Source organism: Bradyrhizobium iriomotense, assembly GCF_030160715.1.
In the GTDB taxonomy this organism is placed as follows: domain Bacteria; phylum Pseudomonadota; class Alphaproteobacteria; order Rhizobiales; family Xanthobacteraceae; genus Bradyrhizobium; species Bradyrhizobium iriomotense.
The window spans coordinates 481,195-500,802 of sequence record NZ_BSOW01000001.1; the positions used below are offsets into that span (position 1 = coordinate 481,195).

Here is a 19,608-nt window from a genome sequence, read left to right on the forward strand (position 1 = left end):
AAACGGTTAATCGCAAACGGGCTCGTTTCCGGCGGGCTTTCCAAGGCTGTCTATGGCTCACCCTCATTCGTCCCCTGCCGGCGGCGACGTCCCTGATGCCGCGCGCAACGCCGCGGAGCGGGCGACCCTGACCGGAACGCTGGCGCATCTGTGGCCCTACATCTGGCCGAGCGACCGCTTCGACCTGAAGATGCGCGTGGTCTGGTCGATGGTGCTGCTGCTCATCGCCAAGCTCATCACGCTGTCGGTACCATTCACCTTCAAATGGGCGACCGATGCGCTGACCGGCGCGAACACGGCGCCCGTGGAAGCGTCCAACTGGCACCTCTGGGTGATCGCTTCGCCGCTGGTCCTGACCGCAAGCTATGGTGCAACGCGCATCCTGATGGCGGTGCTGACGCAGTGGCGCGACGGCATCTTTGCCCGCGTCGCCATGCACGCGGTGCGCAAGCTCGCCACGATCACCTTCATCCACATGCACGAATTGTCGCTGCGCTTTCACCTCGAGCGCAAGACCGGCGGGCTGACGCGTGTGCTCGAGCGCGGCCGCGAGGGTATCGAGGTGATCGTGCGCATGGTGATCCTCCAGCTCATCCCGACCATCGTCGAGGTGTCGCTGCTGATGGCCGTGCTGTTCTGGCAGTTCGACTGGCGCTACGTGTTCGCGACCCTGATCACCGTCGTGATCTACATGTACTACACCTACATCGCCACCGAATGGCGGATCGGCATCCGCCGCAAGATGAACGATTCCGACACCGAGGCGAATACCAAGGCGATCGACTCGCTGCTCAATTACGAGACCGTGAAATATTTCGGCGCCGAGGCGCGCGAGGCGCAGCGCTACGACCGTTCGGTCGCACGCTACGAGGAGGCGAGCGTCCACACCTATACTTCGCTCGCCGTGCTCAACACCGGCCAGGCCGTGATCTTCACGCTCGGGCTCACCGCGACCATGCTGATGTGCGCGATCGGCGTGCGAAGCGGGCGCAACACGGTCGGCGATTTCGTGCTGGTCAACGCCATGATGATCCAGCTTTACCAGCCGCTGAACTTCATGGGCATGGTCTATCGCGAGATCAAGCAGGCGATCATCGACATCGAGAAGATGTTCAACGTGCTGTCGCGCGAGGCCGAGATCAAGGACGCGCCGGACGCAAGGCCCCTGGTGGTGTCCGCAGGCTCGGTGCGCTTCGAGGACGTGCGCTTTGCCTATGAGGCGGCGCGGCCGATCCTCAAAGGCATCAGCTTCGAGGTGCCGGCCGGCAAGACGGTCGCGATCGTCGGACCGTCAGGGGCGGGCAAGTCGACGATCTCGCGGCTCCTGTTCCGCCTCTACGACGTCTCCGGCGGCAAGATCCTGATCGACGGCCAGGACATCCGCGACGTCACGCAGGCCAGCTTACGCGCCTCCATCGGCATGGTGCCGCAGGACACCGTGCTGTTCAACGACACCATCCGCTACAACATCCGCTACGGCCGCTGGGACGCCAGTGATGCGGACGTGGAGCAGGCGGCACGGCTCGCGCAGATCGACAATTTCATCCGCATGGCGCCGAAGGGTTACGAGACCCAGGTCGGCGAGCGCGGGTTGAAGCTTTCCGGCGGGGAGAAGCAGCGCGTGGCGATCGCGCGCACCGTGCTGAAGGCGCCGCCGATCCTGGTGCTGGACGAGGCGACCTCGGCGCTCGACAGCCACACCGAGCATGAGATCCAGGGCGCTCTCGACCGCGTCTCGAAGAACCGCACCTCGCTGGTGATCGCGCACCGGCTTTCGACCATCGTCGGCGCCGACGAGATCATCGTGCTGGACCAGGGCCGGATTGCGGAGCGGGGGACGCACGCCAGCCTGCTGGCGTTCGACGGGCTCTATGCCAGCATGTGGAACAGGCAGCGCGAGGCGGAGGCCGCGCGCGAAAAGCTCGCCAGGATCGCCGACGCCGCCGAGGCGCCGAACCGCGAGCCGCCGCCGGTCGATGACGTCCTCACCACGCCGGCGGCCGCCGAGTGACCTTGTCTACGGTCCCAACTCTGGCCTAAACCTCTCCCGCGCGCGAGGTCACCGCGCGTCCTCAACCCCAGGCGGCAGATAGCGATGTCCATTCTCGATTCGATCCAACGGCAGATCCCGCCGATCCACAAGGAGGGCTATCCCTTCATCGGCATTTTTGCGCTGGTGAGCCTCTTCCTGTTCTGGCTCTGGTCGCCCCTGGGGTGGATCGGCACCGTGCTCACGGTGTGGTGCGCGCTGTTCTTCCGCGACCCCGTCAGGGTGACGCCGGTGCGCGAGGGGCTCGTGGTGTCGCCGGCCGACGGGCGCGTCTCGATGATCACGATGGCGCTGCCGCCGGCCGAGCTCGGGCTCGGCGATAAGCCGCTGCCGCGGGTCTCGATCTTCATGAGCGTGTTCAACTGCCACGTGAACCGCGCCCCGATCGCCGGGCGGATCGACCGCATCGCCTACCGGCCCGGCCTGTTCATCAATGCCGAGCTCGACAAGGCGAGCGAGGACAACGAGCGCAATTCGCTGGTGATCTCCTCGGCGCAGGGGCGGATCGGCGTCATCCAGATCGCCGGCCTCGTGGCCAAGCGCATCGTCTGCTTCGTCAAGGAGGGCCAGTCGATCGGCGCCGGCGAGCGGTTCGGCCTGATCCGCTTCGGCTCGCGGCTCGACGTCTATCTGCCGCTCGGCACAAGGGCGCTGGTCTCGGAAGGCCAGACTGCGATCGCCGGCGAGACGGTTTTGGCCGATATCGTCGCCGACGACACCGGCCGGTCCTACCGCGCCAGTTAACTATGACATCGGCGAAAGGTCGCTGCTAGCGCATTGGCGGGAGGCGGGGCGGCTTGCTATATCAGGCTGAAGCGAGGTCAAAGCCATGACGCCCTACGACTTCAAGAACCCTGACATACGCCGCCGGCGGTTCCGCCCGATTCCGGTGCGGATGCTGGTGCCCAACGTCATCACACTGCTGGCGATCTGCGCCGGATTGACCTCGATTCGGCTGTCGATCGAAGGGCGGATGACCCTTGCGGTCTATGCGATCGTGTTCGCCGCGGCCCTCGACGGCATCGACGGCCGCATCGCGCGGCTGATCAAGGGTCAGTCGAAATTCGGCGCCGAGCTCGACAGCCTCGCCGACTTCGTCAATTTCGGCGTGGCGCCCGGCCTGATGCTGTATTTCTGGCAGCTCCACGAGCTGCGCAATGCGGGGTGGATCGCGGCCATGGTGTTCGCGATCTCCGGCGGCTTGCGGCTCGCGCGTTTCAACGCCACTTTGGATGATCCCAACAAGCCGCCCTTTGCCTCGAACTACTTCACCGGAATCCCGGCACCCGCCGGTGCGATCACCGTGCTGCTGCCGATCTATGCGGCGTTCCTCGACCTCGGGCGCTGGCCCGCTGCGGTGACGGCCGGCTACACGCTGCTGATCGCCTTCCTGATGGTCTCGCGGCTGCCGGTATTCTCCGGCAAGACGGCGCGCATGCGTGTGCCACCGGAGCTGGTGCTGCCGGTGATCGTCGGCGTCATCTTCTTCATCGCGCTTCTGATCAGCTATCCCTGGCACATCCTACTGGCCGGCTCGGTTCTGTATCTGCTGGCCCTGCCGTTGGGCTGGAAGTCCTATCAGAAGCAGGCGCGTGCATACGCCGCTGCATCACCCGCGCCGGTCGGCGTCGCGCCGTCCGGTCCAGCGCCGTCGCTATCGCCGAACCTGCCGGAACCTCCGCACGACGACCGGCCCGAGCGGCTGCATTAAGCGACACTCGCTTATCTGCCGTGAAGGAAATGCTTGTGGGACGGAGTGATCGCTTCTTCCGAAGGGTCTGGCGGTTCAATGCGCTCGCAATTGCGACGGTTGCAGTTCTTCTTGTCCTGTCCGGCCTTATAGTTGTTGGCACAATCGCCTACGACCACATGCGACCTCGCCGGGTCACCAACGTCGTCAACGTTGGCGAGCAGGACGCTGTCTCAAACGAGTTCTCGCTGGGAACGCCGGGCGCGATTGCCGGCACACCCTTCGTCGAGGTTTCGCTGTACCGCAAGCAATCCTACGGCGGGAAATGGTCAGATAACAACGTCGTCAACCTCCTGTTCGTGAACAGTTTCACGAACGAGAGCCGGTGGCTGTTCGAGGGCGCGGGTCAACTCATCCTCGGCAGCCATTGGATGTTCAACAGGGCGGATGAAGCGCGAACGGCCGTGGCCGTAGGCGCGTTCTATGTCGTCGTCGACGGGGATACAAATGGTGACAAGCGACTGAGCGGGAATGATCTCGTTTCTCTTGCTGCGGTCGCGGCTGATGGAACCAACTACAGGAAGCTGATTGAGGGGATCGAGGAGATCTACTTTGTCAAACAGGTCGCGGACGATAAGGCCTTGGTGCTTTATCTCAAGGACAAGCAGGCGATGTCCGCACTGTTCAGCCTTCCGTCCATGGTACCATTGACGCAGGCGAAGTTGCCGAGCTGGGGGCAAGCTAGCTGGCCAGCGCGGGGCGGCTCTCATGGATATCTGCCATGAAGGCGCGCGCGTTGGGTTGACGCTCGATCTCGGCTATATCGCCTTTGGTTCTGCGGCGCTTTGCGAACAGCCGTGGCAAACAGGGGAGAGAACGCCGTGACGACATCAGCAACCGGGCCGCTGCCTGCATCCGTCCTCGAAGCGCTCGGCCGCTACGACACGCCCACGATCTGCAACGCCATGGAGATCGTCGCGCCCGAGCGGCGGCTCATCGGCTTCACCACCAAGCCGCTGGTCTGCCCGTTCCCCGATCTGCCGCCGATCGTCGGCTATGCGCGCACGGTCGCGATCCGCTCGGTGCTGAAATCCTCGCTCCCTGCCGAAGAGCAGGCCAAGCGCCGTATCGAATACTATGAATATGTCGGCACCGGCCACGGGCCGCGCATCTCCGTGATCCAGGACATCGACGGCGCCGATGTCGGCTACGGCGCGTTCTGGGGCGAGGTCCAGAGCAACGTGCACAAGGCGCTAGGCTGCCTCGGGCTCATCACCGACGGCTCCATCCGTGACATCCCGCAATGGGCACCGGGTTTCCAGGCGCTCGCCGGCTCGATCGGTCCGTCGCATGCCTGGGTGCATGCGGAGAGTTTCGGCGGCGAGGTGCGGGTCGCCGGCATGACTGTGAAGTCCGACGATTTGATCCATGCCGACCAGCACGGCGCGATCGTGATCCCGCTCGACGTCGCGGCAAAACTGCCCGAGGCCGCGGAGCTCTGCGGCCGCCGCGAGACGCCGATCCTCGAGATCGCGCGCAGCCCCGACTTCTCGCTGGAGAAGCTGAAGGCCGCACTGAAGCGCTCGGCGGAGATTCATTAGTATGGAGTGAGCGCCATGGACATGCGCGGCAAGACGGTCCTGATCACGGGATCGACCGACGGCGTCGGCCGCTACGTTGCAGGCCGTCTCGCCGCCGAGGGCGCGCGCGTCCTGATCCACGGCCGCGACGCCGCGCGTGCGAAAACGCTGATCGACGAGATCGTGAAGGCCGGCCATGCTGCGCCGACCTTCTACCAGGCCGACCTGTCGTCGAGGGCGGGCACGATCGAGCTCGCCGCCGCCGTCATACGCGATCATAAGCGCCTTGACGTCTTCGTCAGCAATGCCGGCATCGGCTCGCAGAACGGCGGGCCGCAGCGCCAGGAAAGCCCCGACGGCCACGAACTCCGCTTCGCAGTGAACTATCTCTCGGGCTTCCTGCTCGCCCATCTCCTGCTGCCGCTGTTGAACGCGGCGGCGCCGTCGCGCATCGTCAACGTCGCCTCGCTCGGCCAGCATCCGATCGATTTCGACGACGTCATGATCACCAGGGGGTACAGCGGCTCGCGCGCCTATGCGCAGAGCAAGCTCGCGCAGATCATGTTCACCATCGATTTCGCGGAGGAGGCGAAGCACAGGGGCATCACCGTGAACTCCCTGCATCCGGCGACCTACATGAACACCACCATGGTGCGCGCCGGCGGCATTACGCCGATGTCGACGGTGGAGCAGGGCGGTGACGCGATCCTGCACCTCGTGAGCGGCGACGATGTCGCGGGCAGGAGCGGCCTGTTCTTCAACGGCATGAATGAGGCGCGCGCCAATCCGCAGGCCTATGACGCCGAGGCACGCAAGCGCCTGCGCGCGCTCAGCCTGGAGCTGACGGGGCTTTCGGGCTAGCACCAGCCGATCATGGTTAGCAAATCGTTGCGACTGCCGCCGCGCCGCGGCAATTCGCCCGCGCGACGAGGCCCGCGATGTGGCCGGATCGAGGCAGGCCGCACTTAACCTTTACGCGTCTTTAATGGCAGCTCTCTAGGGTTCCTCCACGCGGTTCGGGGTTGGGCCGCGCCGCCGGCCAGGACGGCCGGTGTGTGGCGTGCGGGTTGGAGTCTCCCATGGATATCATGACGGGCGTTGGGCTCGTGGCCGGCCTCATCGTCATCTCGGTGATGATGATCATGGGTGGCGACCTCCACATGTTCATCTCCGAGCATGCGATGATCATCATCTTCGGCGGCTCGGTCTCAGCCACCATGATCCGCTTTCCGCTCAGCGCGCTGCTCCACGGCCTGCCGCTCGGCGCCAAGTTCGCCTTCACCATGAGCCGGCTGTCGGCGCATGATCTCGTCGACGAGCTCGCCCGCATCGCCGAGATCGCCCGCAAGCAGGGCCCGGTCGGCCTGGAAAAGGTCGAGACCGACGAGCCGTTCCTCGCCAAGGGCATCCGCTACGTCGCCGACGGCTACGACCTCGACTTCATCCGCGACAATCTCGAGCGCGATCGCGACAACTTCCTCATGCACCTGGACGAGGGCAGCAAGATCTACCGCGCCATCGGCGACTGCGCCCCGGCCTTCGGCATGATCGGCACCCTGATCGGCATGGTGCAGATGTTCGCCAACATGACCGACCCCTCCAAGCTCGGCCCGTTCATGGCGACCGCGCTGCTCGCCACGCTCTACGGCGCGCTGGTCGCGAACCTGTTCTGTCTGCCGATCGCCGACAAGCTGCACGGCAAGCTGCTCGACGAGGAGACCAACCGCACGCTGATCATCGACGGCATCCTGATGATCCGCGACTCCAAGAGCCCGACCCTGGTGCGCGAAATGCTGCTGGCTTACCTGCCCGAGAAGCATCGTCATGCCGAGGGCGAGCCGGTGCCGGCCTGATCAGCCACGCCGGGTTTAGGACATGGCCAAGAAGAAGCGCGGCGATGCACATGGAGGCGGTCACGGCTGGTTCGTGACCTTCGCCGACCTGATGGGCCTGATGATGAGCTTCTTCGTCATGCTCGTCGCGTTCTCCACGCAGGACGCCAACAAGCTCAAGATCGTCGCAGGCTCCATGCGCGACGCCTTCGGCATCCAGAGCGAGGCGCGCTATGCCGGCATCATCGAATCCGACGGCCTGCCGACGCGTCCCAAGCTGAAGAACGTCGATCACATTCAGCCCGAGGATTCCTCCAACACGCCGACCCCGGATCAGCAGGATCGCGACCGCACCTCGGGCGCGAAGATCAAGGTCGATCGCGACTTCGCGCTTGCCGCGGCCTCGCTCCGCCAGGCGCTTCAGGACCTGCCCGAGCTCACCGAGATGTCCAAGCACATCATGTTCGAGGAGACCAAGCAGGGCCTCAATCTCGAGATCGTCGACCAGGACGGCCGCTCGATGTTCGCGGACGGCTCCAAGGTGCCCTATGACCGCACCCGCCGCCTGATCGAGAAGCTGGCGATCCCGCTCAAGGCGACGCCGCTGCGCGTCTCCATCGTCGGCCATACCGCCGCGGGCTTCGTGCCGAACCGCAGCGACTACGGCGCCTTCGATCTCTCGGCCGACCGTGCCAATGCCGTGCGCCAGATCCTCGAGCGTGAAGGGCTGCCGCCCTCGCACATCTTCGCCGTCTCCGGCAAGGCGGACACCCAGCCGCTGTTTCCTGACGATCCGTCGCTCGCCGCCAATCGCCGCGTGACCATCACCCTGATGCGCGAAGATCCGCCGCTGCCGCCGAATCTGAAGCCCTAAATCCCTTGCGCTACCATCCTACCTGAGGCATGTCGTCGCGCTGGCGATGAACATGGCTGCGCCGTCACAGCATCCGCACCGGCGCCTGCTATGCTGGGGCGATTGACAGGCGCGCAGGAAGCGTCAAAAGGCGCCGGATCAATTCCAGGGAAAAAGCGTTTTCCACCTTCATGACGGCGAGCATCACCACGACCGAAGGCCAGGAAACCACGGCCCATGCGGGCTTTTGGGCCCTGACGCTCGGAAGCATCGGCGTCGTCTTCGGCGATATCGGCACCTCGCCGCTCTACGCCTTCCACGAGGCCGTCAGGGGCGCGGCCCATGGCGAGCCGGTCTCGCGGGTCATCGTGCTCGGCGTGCTCTCGCTGATCCTGTGGGCGCTCCTGATCGTCGTCACCGCCAAATACGTCCTGCTGCTGCTGCGCGCCGACAACAACGGGGAAGGCGGAACGCTTTCGCTGATGGCGCTCGGCCAGCGCGCGCTCGGGCGTCGAAGCTGGTTCCTGCTCGCGCTCGGCGTCGTCGGCGCCTCGATGTTCATCGGCGATTCCATGATCACGCCGGCGATCTCGGTGCTGTCGGCGGTCGAGGGTCTCAAGCTCGCGACGCCCGCTTTCGAGCATTACGTCGTGCCGCTCACGGTCCTGATCCTGGCGCTGCTATTCGCGGTCCAGAGCAAGGGCACTGCGCTCGTCGCCTCCGCCTTCGGGCCGGTGATGGTGGTCTGGTTCGCCTGCCTTGCGGTGATGGGCATCGTCCACATCGCCGACGATCCGTCGGTGCTGGCTGCGATCAATCCCTATTACGCGCTGCAATTCCTTTTGTCGCACGGCACGATCGGTCTCGTGACGCTCGGCGCTGTCTTCCTGGCGGTGACCGGCGGCGAGGCGCTTTATGCCGATCTCGGCCATTTCGGCCGCAAGCCGATCCAGTCGGCCTGGATGTTCTTCGTGCTGCCCTCGCTGCTGATCAACTATTTCGGGCAGGGCGCGCTGGTGCTGTCTGATCCCAGCGCGATCGAACACTCCTTCTATCGCATGGTGCCGGAGCGACTGGTGCTGCCGCTGGTCGGACTTGCGACGGCCGCCACCGTGATCGCGAGCCAGGCGGTGATCACCGGCGCTTATTCGCTGGTCTATCAGGCCGTGCAACTCGGTCTCTTGCCGCGCTTCGAGGTCCGCTACACCTCCGAAAGCCACGCCGGCCAGATCTATCTGCCGCGTGTGAACCGGTTGCTCCTGATCGGCGTGATGCTGCTGGTCTTGTTGTTCCGCACCCCCAGCGGTCTCGCCTCGGCCTACGGCATCGCGGTCTCCACCACCATGGTCGCCGACGGCATCATGGGCTTCATCGTGATCTGGAAGCTGTGGAACTGGCGCGCCGCGACGGCCGCCGCGGTGATCCTGCCCTTCGTCGTGGTCGACATGACCTTCTTCAGCGCCAATCTCTTGAAGCTGCTCGAGGGCGCCTGGGTGCCGCTGCTGTTCGGCGCTGCCATGGTGGCGATGATCTGGACCTGGCGGCGGGGTACGGGAATTCTGCTCCAGAAGACCCGCCGCATCGAGGTGCCACTGGACGACCTGATCCGGAGCCTGGAGAAGCGGCCGCCGCACATCGTCAAGGGCACTGCGGTGTTCCTCACCAGCGATCCCGCGTTCGTGCCGACCGCACTGCTGCACAATCTCAAGCACAACAAGGTGCTGCACGAGCACAACGTGATCCTGACCATCGAGACCGCGCACACGCCGCGGGTCGATCTCTCCGAGCGGTTCCGCATGGAGAAGATCAGCGACAAGTTCTCCAAGGTGCGACTGCGCTTCGGCTTCATGGAACAGCCGAATGTTCCCAAGGCGCTCGCGATCGCGCGCAAGCAGGGCTGGCAGTTCGACATCATGTCGACGTCGTTCTTCGTGTCGCGCCGGTCGCTGAAGGCCTCGGCACAGTCGGGCATGCCGCTGTGGCAGGACCACATGTTCATCGCACTCAGCCGGTCCGCCAACGACGCCACCGATTACTTCCAGATTCCGACCGGACGGGTGGTTGAAGTCGGCACCCAAGTCACTATCTGACCGAAATCGGCGGACGTATGCGATTTTTGCATGGCAAAGGCCCAAAATCGCGCTAGGCTATGCCGGTAGCGCAGGACTATAAGCCCGCGCGCCCTGCCGCCATTGTGCAGTGAAGCATTCTCAGAGGCCAATAGTCTCTCCCATGACGAGTGAAGTCGCAGTTCCCGCCCCGGAAACGGTGGCGGCCAATGGGCATGCGGATGCCCACACCACCGCTGGTTTCGGCGCGCTGACACTTGGCAGCATCGGCGTCGTCTATGGCGATATCGGCACCAGCCCGCTCTACGCGTTCCGCGAGGCTGTGACGGCGGCATCGGGCGCGGAAGGCGCGCCCACGACGGTCGCCGTGCTCGGCGTGGTCTCGCTGATCCTGTGGGCGCTCGTCGTCGTGGTGACGCTGAAATACGTCGTGATCCTGCTCCGCGCCGACAACAACGGCGAGGGCGGCACGCTCGCCCTGATGGCGCTGGCCCAACGCGCGGTCGGCACGGGCGGGGCGACCATCGTCCTGCTCGGCATCATTTCCGGCGCCCTGTTCTACGGCGATGCCGTGATCACGCCGGCGGTCTCCGTGCTGTCAGCCATCGAAGGCATGAAGGACGTCACGCTGACGTTCGAGCCTTACATCGTTCCGCTGACCGTGGTGATCCTGGTCTGCCTGTTCGCCGTGCAATCGCGCGGCACGGCCCGCGTTGCGGCGTTCTTCGGTCCGGTGATGTGCGTGTGGTTCGCGGTGATTGCGATCGCGGCGATCGGTCCGATCATCCGGCAGCCGCAGGTGCTGTTCGCGCTGAACCCGCTCTACGCGGTGTCCTTCATGCTCCACCACGGCATCATCGGCTTCGTCACGCTGGGTGCGGTGTTCCTGGCGGTTACCGGCGCCGAGGCGCTCTATGCCGACCTCGGCCATTTCGGCAAGCGGCCGATCCAGACCGCTTGGCTGTTCATCGTGCTGCCGTCGCTGGCGCTGAATTATCTGGGGCAGGGCGCTCTCGTCCTGGATGATCCCGGGGCGATCGTGAGCCCCTTCTTCCAATTGTTTCCGCAAGGCTGGCTCCGCGGCAGCATGGTCGTGCTTGCTACCATGGCGACCGTGATCGCCAGCCAGGCCGTCATCACCGGCGCCTACTCGCTCACCCGCCAGGCGATCCAGCTCGGGCTTCTACCGCGCTTTGAAATTCGCCATACGTCCGAGGCCCATTCCGGCCAGATCTTCATCCCGCGCATCAACCAGCTGTTGTTGGTTGCCGTGATCCTGATGGTGCTCTTGTTCCGTTCGTCCAGCGCGCTCGCGTCGGCCTATGGCATCGCTGTCACCGGCACCATGGTGGTCACGGGGTTGATGGGCTTTGTGGTGATCTGGAAGGCATGGAGGTGGTCGCCTCTTGCCGCCGCGGCGCTGATCGCACCGTTCCTCTGCCTCGACCTGACTTTCCTGGCGGCGAACCTGCTCAAGGTGTTCGAGGGCGGCTGGGTGCCGCTGGCGCTCGGCGCGCTGATGATCATCCTGATGTACACGTGGCGGCGCGGTAGCCGGCTCCTGTTCGAGAAGTCGCGCAAGCTCGAGTTCCCGCTCGCCGACCTCGTGGCGATGCTGGAGAAGCGGCCGCCGCAGCGAGTGCCAGGAACGGCCGTGTTCCTCACCTCTGACCCGCTGAGCGCACCGACCGCGCTGATGCATAGTCTGAAACACTACAAAGTGCTGCATGAGAAGAATGTCATTCTCACCATCGAGACCGCGCAGACCCCGCGCATCGATCCCGTCGAGCGGGTGAAGCTGGAGCAGATCAGCCCGACCTTCTCCAAGGTGACGCTGAAGTTCGGCTTCATGGAATCGCCCAACGTGCCGAAGGCGCTGGCGATTGCCCGCAAGCTCGGCTGGCAGTTCGACATCATGTCGACCTCGTTCTTCCTGTCGCGCAGGGCTCTGAAGCCCGCCGCCCATTCCGGCATGCCGCGCTGGCAGGATCGCCTGTTCATCTCGCTGAGCCGCTCGGCGAACGATGCCACCGACTATTTCCAGATCCCGAGCGGTCGGGTGGTCGAGGTCGGAACCCAGGTGACGATCTAGCGTCCGAGCCTGCGCCCTGTCCGTCTCCAGTGCCATCATCACCCGCGAAGCGGGTGATCCAGTATTCGAGAGACGGCGAGAGATACGGAGAAGCCGCGGCGTACTGGATTCCCCGCTTTCGCGGGGAATGACACCGAGTGGCGAGAGGTGAAGCAGGTCTCTCGGGAAGGGCTCTGAAGGCCGGACTTCAAGTCGCTGCGATTTAGCTTTAAGTTGCGGGGTATCGCTCAAGCCTTTGTAGCGCTTGATTTTGTGGAGCCGAGAGGCGAGGTTGCCGCCGGCCGGGGAAGCCCGGCCCAACGCGCGGCCGTTCTGGAGGATGAAGTGGCAAACCAGGTGCAGGATCTGACCCCGGACGAGGTCGCCAAGGGTGTGACGGAGGGGCGCTATCTGCTCGTCGACGTCCGTGAGCCCAACGAAGTTGCCGCGGAGGCCTACCCCTACGGCGTCGTCGTGCCGCTCTCGACCTTCGATCCAAAGGCGATCCCCGATCCCCAGGGCAAGGAGGTCGTGTTCGCCTGCCGCTCCGGCAAGCGTTCGGTGACGGCCTCGCTCGCGGCGCAGGCTGCGGGCCTTGCCTACGACAAGCATCTTGCGGGCGGCATGCTTGGCTGGAAGGCCGCAGGCCTCCCGAGCAAGGTCGGCGGCTGATCGCCCCGATGACGTCCAAGAGCTCGTCCCTGAACAAGGTCTTCGCGGACCTGCCCGTCACCATCTTCGAGGCGATGTCGCAGGCCGCCCGCGACAATGCCGCGATCAATCTCGGCCAGGGCTTTCCCGACGATCCCGGTCCCGAGGACATTCGCCGCGCCGCGGCCGATGCCTCCGTGAACGGCTACAACCAGTACCCGTCGATGATGGGCATCCCCGAGCTGCGCCAGGCGATCGCGACGCATTACGGGCACTGGCACGGCTTGAAGCTCGACCCGATGAGTGAGGTCATGGTGACCTCCGGCGGCACCGAGGCCCTGACCTCGGCGATCCTCGCGGTGGTGCAGCCCGGCGACGAGGTCGTCTGCTTCCAGCCGGTCTATGATTCCTATCTGCCGATCATCCGCCAGGCCGGCGGCATTCCGCGGCTGGCGCGGCTCCAGCCGCCGCACTGGCGGCTGGACGAGGACATGCTGAAAAGCGTGTTCAATTCAAAGACCAAGGCGGTCCTGTTCAACAACCCCTTGAATCCGTCCGCCGTCGTCTTTCCGCGCGAGGACCTCGAACTGCTGGCGCGCTACTGCCAGAAGTTCGATGTGATCGCGATCTGCGACGAGGTCTGGGAGCACGTCACCTTCGACGAGCACAAGCACATCCCGCTGATCACCATTCCCGGCATGCGCGAGCGCACCATCAAGGTCGGCTCGGCCGGCAAGATCTTCTCACTGACGGGCTGGAAGGTCGGCTTCGTCTGCGCCGCGCCGCCCTTGCTGCGGGTCGCCGCCAAGGTGCACCAGTTCCTGACCTTCACCACTGCGCCCAATCTCCAGGCTGCGGTCGCCTATGGCCTCGGAAAGCCGGACGAGTATTTCGTCTCGATGCGCAAGGATCTGGCGCGGAGCCGGGATCGCCTGACCAAGGGCCTGGAGAGCCTCGGTTTCCCCGTGCTGAAGTCGCAGGGCACCTACTTCCTCACCGTCGACCTGTCGCCGCTCGGGCTCAACGAGAGCGACACCGAGTTCTGCTGGCGCATCGTGAAAGACTACAAGGTGGCGGCGATCCCCGTGTCGGCCTTCTACGAGCAGGACCCCGTGACCTCGGTGGTGCGCTTCTGCTTCGCCAAGAAGGACCAGACCCTCGACACCGCGCTGGAGCGGCTGTCGGACGCGGTGCGCGGACGCAAGAGGTAGATTTGAGATGACGAACGTCAGCCGCTCGGGGTTTCGCCTTGGTCTTGCAATCGCCGCCGCGCTGACGTTGTTGTCCGCTCCCGCAGGGGCGGAGGAGCGCGTCGTCAACTTCTACAACTGGTCCAACTACATGGCGCCGGACGTCCTTGAGGCCTTCACCAAGGAGACCGGCATCAAAGTGGTCTACGACACCTTCGACGCCAACGAGACGCTGGAGACGCGCCTGATGGCCGGCAAGTCCGGCTACGACGTCGTGGTGCCCACTGCCTATTTCCTCCAGCGTCAGATCAAGGCGAACATCTTCCAGAAGCTCGACAAGTCGAAGCTGCCCAATCTCGCCAACGCATGGCCCGTGGTGACGCAGCGCCTCGCGATCTACGATCCCGGCAACGTCTTCGCCGCCAACTACATGTGGGGGACGACCGGCATCGGCTACAACGTCAAGAAGGTGAGGGAGATCCTCGGACCCGATGCGAAGATCGATAGCTGGGACATTGTCTTCAAGCCGGAGAACCTCGCCAAGTTCAAGGACTGCGGCATCCACATGCTCGATTCCGCCGACGACATTTTTCCCGCGGCGCTGAACTATCTCGGGCTCGATCCGAACTCGACCAAGCAGGCCGACCTCGAGAAGGCCGCCGATGTCGTCGCCAAGGTTCGTCCCTCCGTGCGCAAGTTTCACTCGTCCGAATATCTGAGCGCGCTCGCGACCGGCGAGATCTGCTTCGTGGTGGGCTGGTCCGGCGACATCATGCAGGCGCGCGCCCGCGCAGCGGAAGCCAAGAGCGGCATCGAGATCGGCTACACGATCCCGAAGGAGGGTGCGCAGATGTTCTTCGACAATCTCGCGATCCCCGCGGATGCGAAGAACGTCGCGGAGGCCTACGAGCTCATCAACTATCTCTACCGCCCCGACGTTGCGGCGAAGAACTCCGACTTCCTGTCCTACGCCAACGGCAATCTCGCCAGCCAGAAGCTGGTCGATCCGAAAATCTTGAACGACAAGAACATCTATCCGGACGAGGCGACGCTCTCAAAGCTCTTCGTCATCACCGCCCGCGATCCGGCGACGCAGCGGATCATCAACCGGCTGTGGACGAAGGTGAAGACGGGGCGGTGAGGGGCCCGGAACCGCTTTCGTGACGGTTCAAACAAAAAAAATCGAAAAACAACCCCATGCAAAGGAGCCGATGGGGGCGACGTGATGGCTTGCGCCTTTTCCGAAATCGCTTGACGCGTCGGGCAAATCACTGGCATGATGGCACCATGGCAGCCCTCGCGAGGCTCGCAGCTGTCGGACGATGACCGGCTCACCACGCATAACGCAGCGCGCCCTTGCCGGCGTATGAGCGCGTCACGCTGGAGAACTCGCCCTCGAAGCTTGCCGCCGCCGACCACCCGTTCAGCCATTTCATCTCTGCGGAGGCGGTGGTGAGGGCGGAGTCGGCTGCCGGTCGCGCACCGCCGACGACGAAGCTCGCGCCGGGGAGCGCCTGGAACGTCGCGGCGACGACGCGATCCGGATTGAAGTCGTGCGCCCAGGCGGCGCGACCTCGCAGCGTGAGGACGCCGTCCGTCATGGCGAAGGATTTGTCGGTGCGCAGGCCGAGTTCGCTGCGCGCGTCGGTCACGTTCTTGGCCACGTAGGCGAGCGCAAAGGTATTGCTCCCGGAGACGACCGTTTCCGCATAGGCCGGCAGGTTGAACGTCGTGAACTGGCCCGCCGCGTAGGGCGTGAAGCCGAGGCCGCCGGTCCACGGTGCAATGACGCGATAACCGCCTTCGACGCGACCGCTCCACGCACTGGCGTTGAACTCGGCGCGCAGACGGTCGACGCCGGCCACGGTGACGATGCGATCGGTGGTGACATCCTGCCAGCCATAGGCGAGCGCGGCGGTGAGATAGGCCGGGCCGATGGTGTGGCGCAGGAAGGCGCCGGCCTGGAACAAATCCGAGCGGCCCCAGCCGAGACCGCTGACGCTGAAGCTGGTGCCGCCGCCGGCGAGTGCGAAGCCGGCGATGGTATTCGGTGAGAAGCTATAGTCGGCGCCGATAGCGGTACCGTAGAGGCTGCTCGTCGTATTGGCCGAGCCGAGCACCGCGTTGCCGCTGGTGGTCTGCGAGCCGCCGAAGCCCGCCGCCCAGACGTTCCAGCGCTGGTCGAACGCAAGCTCTGCCGGCGGCGCCTTGCTGGCGAAGGCGTCGCGCGCATCGCCGCTGCGCGTCGCGCCGGCGACCGGAGTGCTCTCCTCGGCGAACGGCACGGCAGCGGCGCCACCGCCGGCGCCACCATCGCGGCCGGCTGCGAACGGGTCCGTCAGCAATCCCATGAACTGGCTCATGGCGCCGAAGGTGGTCTGCAGTGACCCGGTCGCAGCCTCGCCCGAAAGCTGCGTCAGGCCGTTTGCGGAGCGCCCGACAAAGGCGGCATTGATGCCGCCATTGGCGTCGAAGAAGTTCTGCAGTGCGGCCGCGACCGTTCTCTGGTTGGTGTTGAGGTCGGTCCGGGTACCGTAGTCGAGCGCGAAAGTCAGATAGGCATGGCCGGCATCGTAGGTGAGGCTCGCGGCGAGGCCGGCCGGCACGCCTGTTATCTCGAAGCTGGCGAACGTTCCGCTGCGGCCGCCGGCCGCCGAGACCAGCGTGTATTGCTTCGCAACCGTGCTGCCGGTGGCGATGCTCACGCCGATCTCGCCGCCGAGTGTGGCCGTGCCGGTGACGCTGACCGATGAGGCAGCGTTCGCATTGACCGTCACCAGATACAGCGCGCCCGACTGGAAGGCGAGGTTGCCTGCAACGGTCAAGGACGAGCCCGCCGCGCCGTTGCCGGCCAGCAGGATGCCGCCGCTGGCGATCACGGTATTGCCGACGGTGCCGGTGCCGGAGAGGGCGCCGCCCGCATTCACGATTGTCAGGCTCGAGGATGCGATCGAGCCGTCGACTTGCAGCATGCCACCATTGACGACGGTGGTGCCGGTGTAGGTGTTGGTGCCCGAAAGGGTCAGCGTGCCGGTGCCGACCTTCTCCAGATTGCCCGGACCGGTCGTGCCGCAACCGCACCATGGGGCGGTATTGAAATCGGAGATCACGCCGCTGACCGTCGTCGAAAGGTTGTTGCTGCCGACCACGAGCGTATTGCCGCCGCCGATGGAGTAGAAACCTGAGCCGGTGATCGAGCCGGCCGTGATGCGGCCGTCGCCGTTGGTGCCGCGACTGCCGGAGAAGTCGACATAGCCGGTGCCGTTGGTGATGAACTGCGCGTTGCCGCCGGTTGCATTCTGGTAGAAGATGGTTTGGCCGCCGGAGTTGGTGGTGATGACGGCGCTGCCCGCGGTCGCGCTGCCCTGAAAATAGGTCCAGCCGCCATCGTTATTGGTGATGACGGCATTGCCGGCCGTTACGCTTTCGTTGACGCAACACCCGCCGAAATAGGTCGCGCCACCATTACGGTTCGTGATCGTCGCTCCGGCCGCCGACGACTGATCCATGAACGAGGTCGAGCCGAAGTCGTTGATGATGGTGGAGGTCCCGGCATTGGTCGCCGCGTAAAAGGAAGTGTAACCACCGTTGTTGTTGATCGTCGCATGGCCGGCGGTGCTGGTATCGGTGCCTCCCATCGTGCCGAACTGCACGTTGCCGGAGAAATATGTACTGTAATTGTTGGTGATCGTAGCGTTGCCGGCGCTGCTCATGTTGAGGAAGTAGACGGCGCCGCTATTGCTGACGGTCATGGTGCTCGCGGTCGTCGTGCCCGAGAATTCCGTGTAGGTGGACCCGTTCGTGATCAGGCTGGTGATCGCCGAGGTGTCGGCATTCCGGATGTAGAGTCTGTTGTTGTTGACGACCTCACCGATGATGGACGCGGTGTGGGTGGCATCGCCAAGCACCAGTGCCGCGGAGCCGATTGTGGTGCCGCCGGTATAGGTGTTGGTGCCGAGCAACACTACCTTGCTCTGAGTGTACGAACTGTCCGAGATCGTCAGCCGGCCGGAGCCGGTGCCGTCGGTGATGTTACCGGCGATCGTCAGCGTCTTGCCGTTGGCGTCGAAGATGCTGCCGCTGGTTGACTGATCGATCTTGAAGTTGTTGGCGAGGGTCAGATCGCCTGTGCCGCCGGCCTGCAACCAGGCATTTTGCAGGGTGACCGTGCCGGTGCCGAACGCGTTGTCGTTGGTCGCCCGCACCCTGCCGCCGGCGACCGTGGTGCCGCCGGAATAGGTGTTGGTGCCGGACAGGATCACGGTGCCATTGGCATTCTTGAGCAGCAGGCTGCCCGTTTGACCTGCAGCGTCGGCGATGTTGCCGGAATAGGTGAAGGTGTATCCGTTGGAATCGATCGTGGCGCCCGTCGCATTGATCTGCGCTGCATTGGCGACGGTGTAATTGCCGCCGGCCTGCAGCGTGCCGCCGTCGAAGGTCAGCATGCCCGTGCCGATCGCCGAGGAGGTGATCGCGCCCGGCGTGCCGACGGTGTCGACGCCGACCTGCAGCACGCTGCTGCCCCCGGTCGTGCCGCAGGTGGTGCCGCAGATCGTGGTGCCGCCGGTATAGGTATTGGCGCCGGACAGCACCAACGTGCCGCCGCCATTGATCACGATGTCGCCGGCGCCGCTGATCGGCCCCGAGATCGTGTTGGTGGTGCCGGCCGAGACGGTGATGATGGGATCGCTGTTGATGACGAAGGTGTTGGCAATGGTGAAGCCGTCGCCGGCGAACACCAATTTGGTGACTCCGGCAAGCGTCTCGCCCATCGTCACCGTGCCGGTGCCGAGCGAATTGCTGTTGCCGATGATGAGCGTCGATCCGTCGCTCACCGACGTGCCGCCGCTATAGGTGCTGGCGCCGGTGATGGTGAGCGAGCGCCCGCCGTCGAGCTTGATGGCGACCGAGGCGTCGGTGGTACCGCCGGTGAGGCCGGTGATGCCGGAGATGGTCACGTCGCCCGAAGCGCCGTCCGCACTGGTCTGCGCGAAGGTCAGGCTGGCACCAACGCCGTCGGCAAGGCCAAGATTGCCGCTCAGCGTGCCGCCGATCGACGTCAGCGTGTTGGCGCCGCCCGTGAAGCTGATGGCATTGCCCCCGGCGCCGTAGCCGGTGCCGCCGGCAATGGTGCCGCTGTTGATGATGGTCATGCCGGCGCCGACGATGCCGGCGCCGCCGAGACCTGCGGTTCCGGCCCGTCCCCCTGTATAGGGGTCATAGACGGCTGCGCCGCCAGCACCGCCGGCGCCGCCGGAGATCGCGCCCGAATTGTTGATGGTCACGCCTGTCGCCGTCACGACGATGCCATTGCCCGCGTCGCCACCGTTGCCGCCGATGGCGCCGGAGCCACCGGCGCCGCCCGCGCCGCCCGTGATCGTGCCGCTGTTCGACATGATCCCGGTGCCGGTGATGGTGAATGCGGTGCTGCCCGCACCGCCACCGCCGCCGCCGCCCGCGACGTCGCTGCCGACCCCGCCGTTGCCGCCCTTGCCGCCGTTTCCGCCCGTCAGCGTCGCGGAATTGTTCAGGCTCGCGCCGCTCAGCCCGATGGCGGCGCCGCCGCCACCGCCGCCTCCACTGGCGGTATAGTTCAAACCCGTTCCATCAGTCCCATCCTGT

General features: G+C 65.0%; 14 protein-coding genes. 13 read left to right on the forward strand and 1 reads right to left on the reverse strand.

Going from position 1 to position 19,608, the window contains the following annotated elements:
- Window positions 1-52 precede the first annotated feature (52 nt).
- The 13 genes from QQL28_RS02200 (at window position 53) to QQL28_RS02260 (ending at window position 15,127) form a co-directional block, all read left to right on the forward strand.
- Entirely contained in the window at window positions 53-2,011 is a 1,959-nt protein-coding gene (locus QQL28_RS02200; protein ID WP_284260494.1) for an ABCB family ABC transporter ATP-binding protein/permease, read from the forward strand.
- Between the two features lie 78 nt (window positions 2,012-2,089).
- Window positions 2,090-2,794 (forward strand): phosphatidylserine decarboxylase, encoded by a 705-nt coding sequence (locus tag QQL28_RS02205; RefSeq protein WP_284260565.1) that lies wholly within the window; start codon window positions 2,090-2,092, stop codon window positions 2,792-2,794.
- 85 nt (window positions 2,795-2,879) lie between these two features.
- Window positions 2,880-3,761: a CDP-alcohol phosphatidyltransferase family protein gene (locus tag QQL28_RS02210; RefSeq protein WP_284260496.1), complete on the forward strand. Its 882-nt coding sequence runs from the start codon at window positions 2,880-2,882 to the stop codon at window positions 3,759-3,761.
- 35 nt (window positions 3,762-3,796) lie between these two features.
- Window positions 3,797-4,525, forward strand: a complete 729-nt coding sequence (locus tag QQL28_RS02215; RefSeq protein WP_284260498.1) for a hypothetical protein — start codon at window positions 3,797-3,799, stop codon at window positions 4,523-4,525.
- A 96-nt stretch (window positions 4,526-4,621) separates the two neighbouring features.
- Window positions 4,622-5,341 (forward strand): RraA family protein, encoded by a 720-nt coding sequence (locus tag QQL28_RS02220; protein WP_284260500.1) that lies wholly within the window; start codon window positions 4,622-4,624, stop codon window positions 5,339-5,341.
- A 15-nt stretch (window positions 5,342-5,356) separates the two neighbouring features.
- Complete coding sequence (locus tag QQL28_RS02225; RefSeq protein ID WP_284260502.1) at window positions 5,357-6,181, forward strand: SDR family NAD(P)-dependent oxidoreductase; 825 nt, start codon at window positions 5,357-5,359, stop codon at window positions 6,179-6,181.
- A gap of 218 nt (window positions 6,182-6,399) precedes the next feature.
- Complete coding sequence (locus tag QQL28_RS02230) at window positions 6,400-7,173, forward strand: motility protein A (RefSeq protein WP_284260504.1); 774 nt, start codon at window positions 6,400-6,402, stop codon at window positions 7,171-7,173.
- A 22-nt stretch (window positions 7,174-7,195) separates the two neighbouring features.
- Window positions 7,196-8,026: an OmpA/MotB family protein gene (locus tag QQL28_RS02235; protein ID WP_284260506.1), complete on the forward strand. Its 831-nt coding sequence runs from the start codon at window positions 7,196-7,198 to the stop codon at window positions 8,024-8,026.
- A 170-nt stretch (window positions 8,027-8,196) separates the two neighbouring features.
- Window positions 8,197-10,095, forward strand: a complete 1,899-nt coding sequence (locus tag QQL28_RS02240) for a potassium transporter Kup (RefSeq protein ID WP_284260508.1) — start codon at window positions 8,197-8,199, stop codon at window positions 10,093-10,095.
- 142 nt (window positions 10,096-10,237) lie between these two features.
- Window positions 10,238-12,166 carry a potassium transporter Kup gene (locus tag QQL28_RS02245; RefSeq protein ID WP_284260510.1) on the forward strand — a complete coding sequence of 643 codons (1,929 nt, stop codon included), beginning with the start codon at window positions 10,238-10,240 and terminating at the stop codon, window positions 12,164-12,166.
- Between the two features lie 324 nt (window positions 12,167-12,490).
- Window positions 12,491-12,817: a rhodanese-like domain-containing protein gene (locus QQL28_RS02250; protein WP_284260512.1), complete on the forward strand. Its 327-nt coding sequence runs from the start codon at window positions 12,491-12,493 to the stop codon at window positions 12,815-12,817.
- An 8-nt stretch (window positions 12,818-12,825) separates the two neighbouring features.
- Window positions 12,826-14,007 carry an aminotransferase gene (locus tag QQL28_RS02255; RefSeq protein ID WP_284260515.1) on the forward strand — a complete coding sequence of 394 codons (1,182 nt, stop codon included), beginning with the start codon at window positions 12,826-12,828 and terminating at the stop codon, window positions 14,005-14,007.
- A 7-nt stretch (window positions 14,008-14,014) separates the two neighbouring features.
- Window positions 14,015-15,127 (forward strand): polyamine ABC transporter substrate-binding protein, encoded by a 1,113-nt coding sequence (locus tag QQL28_RS02260; RefSeq protein WP_284260517.1) that lies wholly within the window; start codon window positions 14,015-14,017, stop codon window positions 15,125-15,127.
- A gap of 190 nt (window positions 15,128-15,317) precedes the next feature.
- Here QQL28_RS02260 and QQL28_RS02265 read toward each other — a convergent pair whose 3' ends face one another.
- Entirely contained in the window at window positions 15,318-19,583 is a 4,266-nt protein-coding gene (locus QQL28_RS02265) for an autotransporter domain-containing protein (protein WP_284260519.1), read from the reverse strand.
- Window positions 19,584-19,608 lie beyond the last annotated feature (25 nt).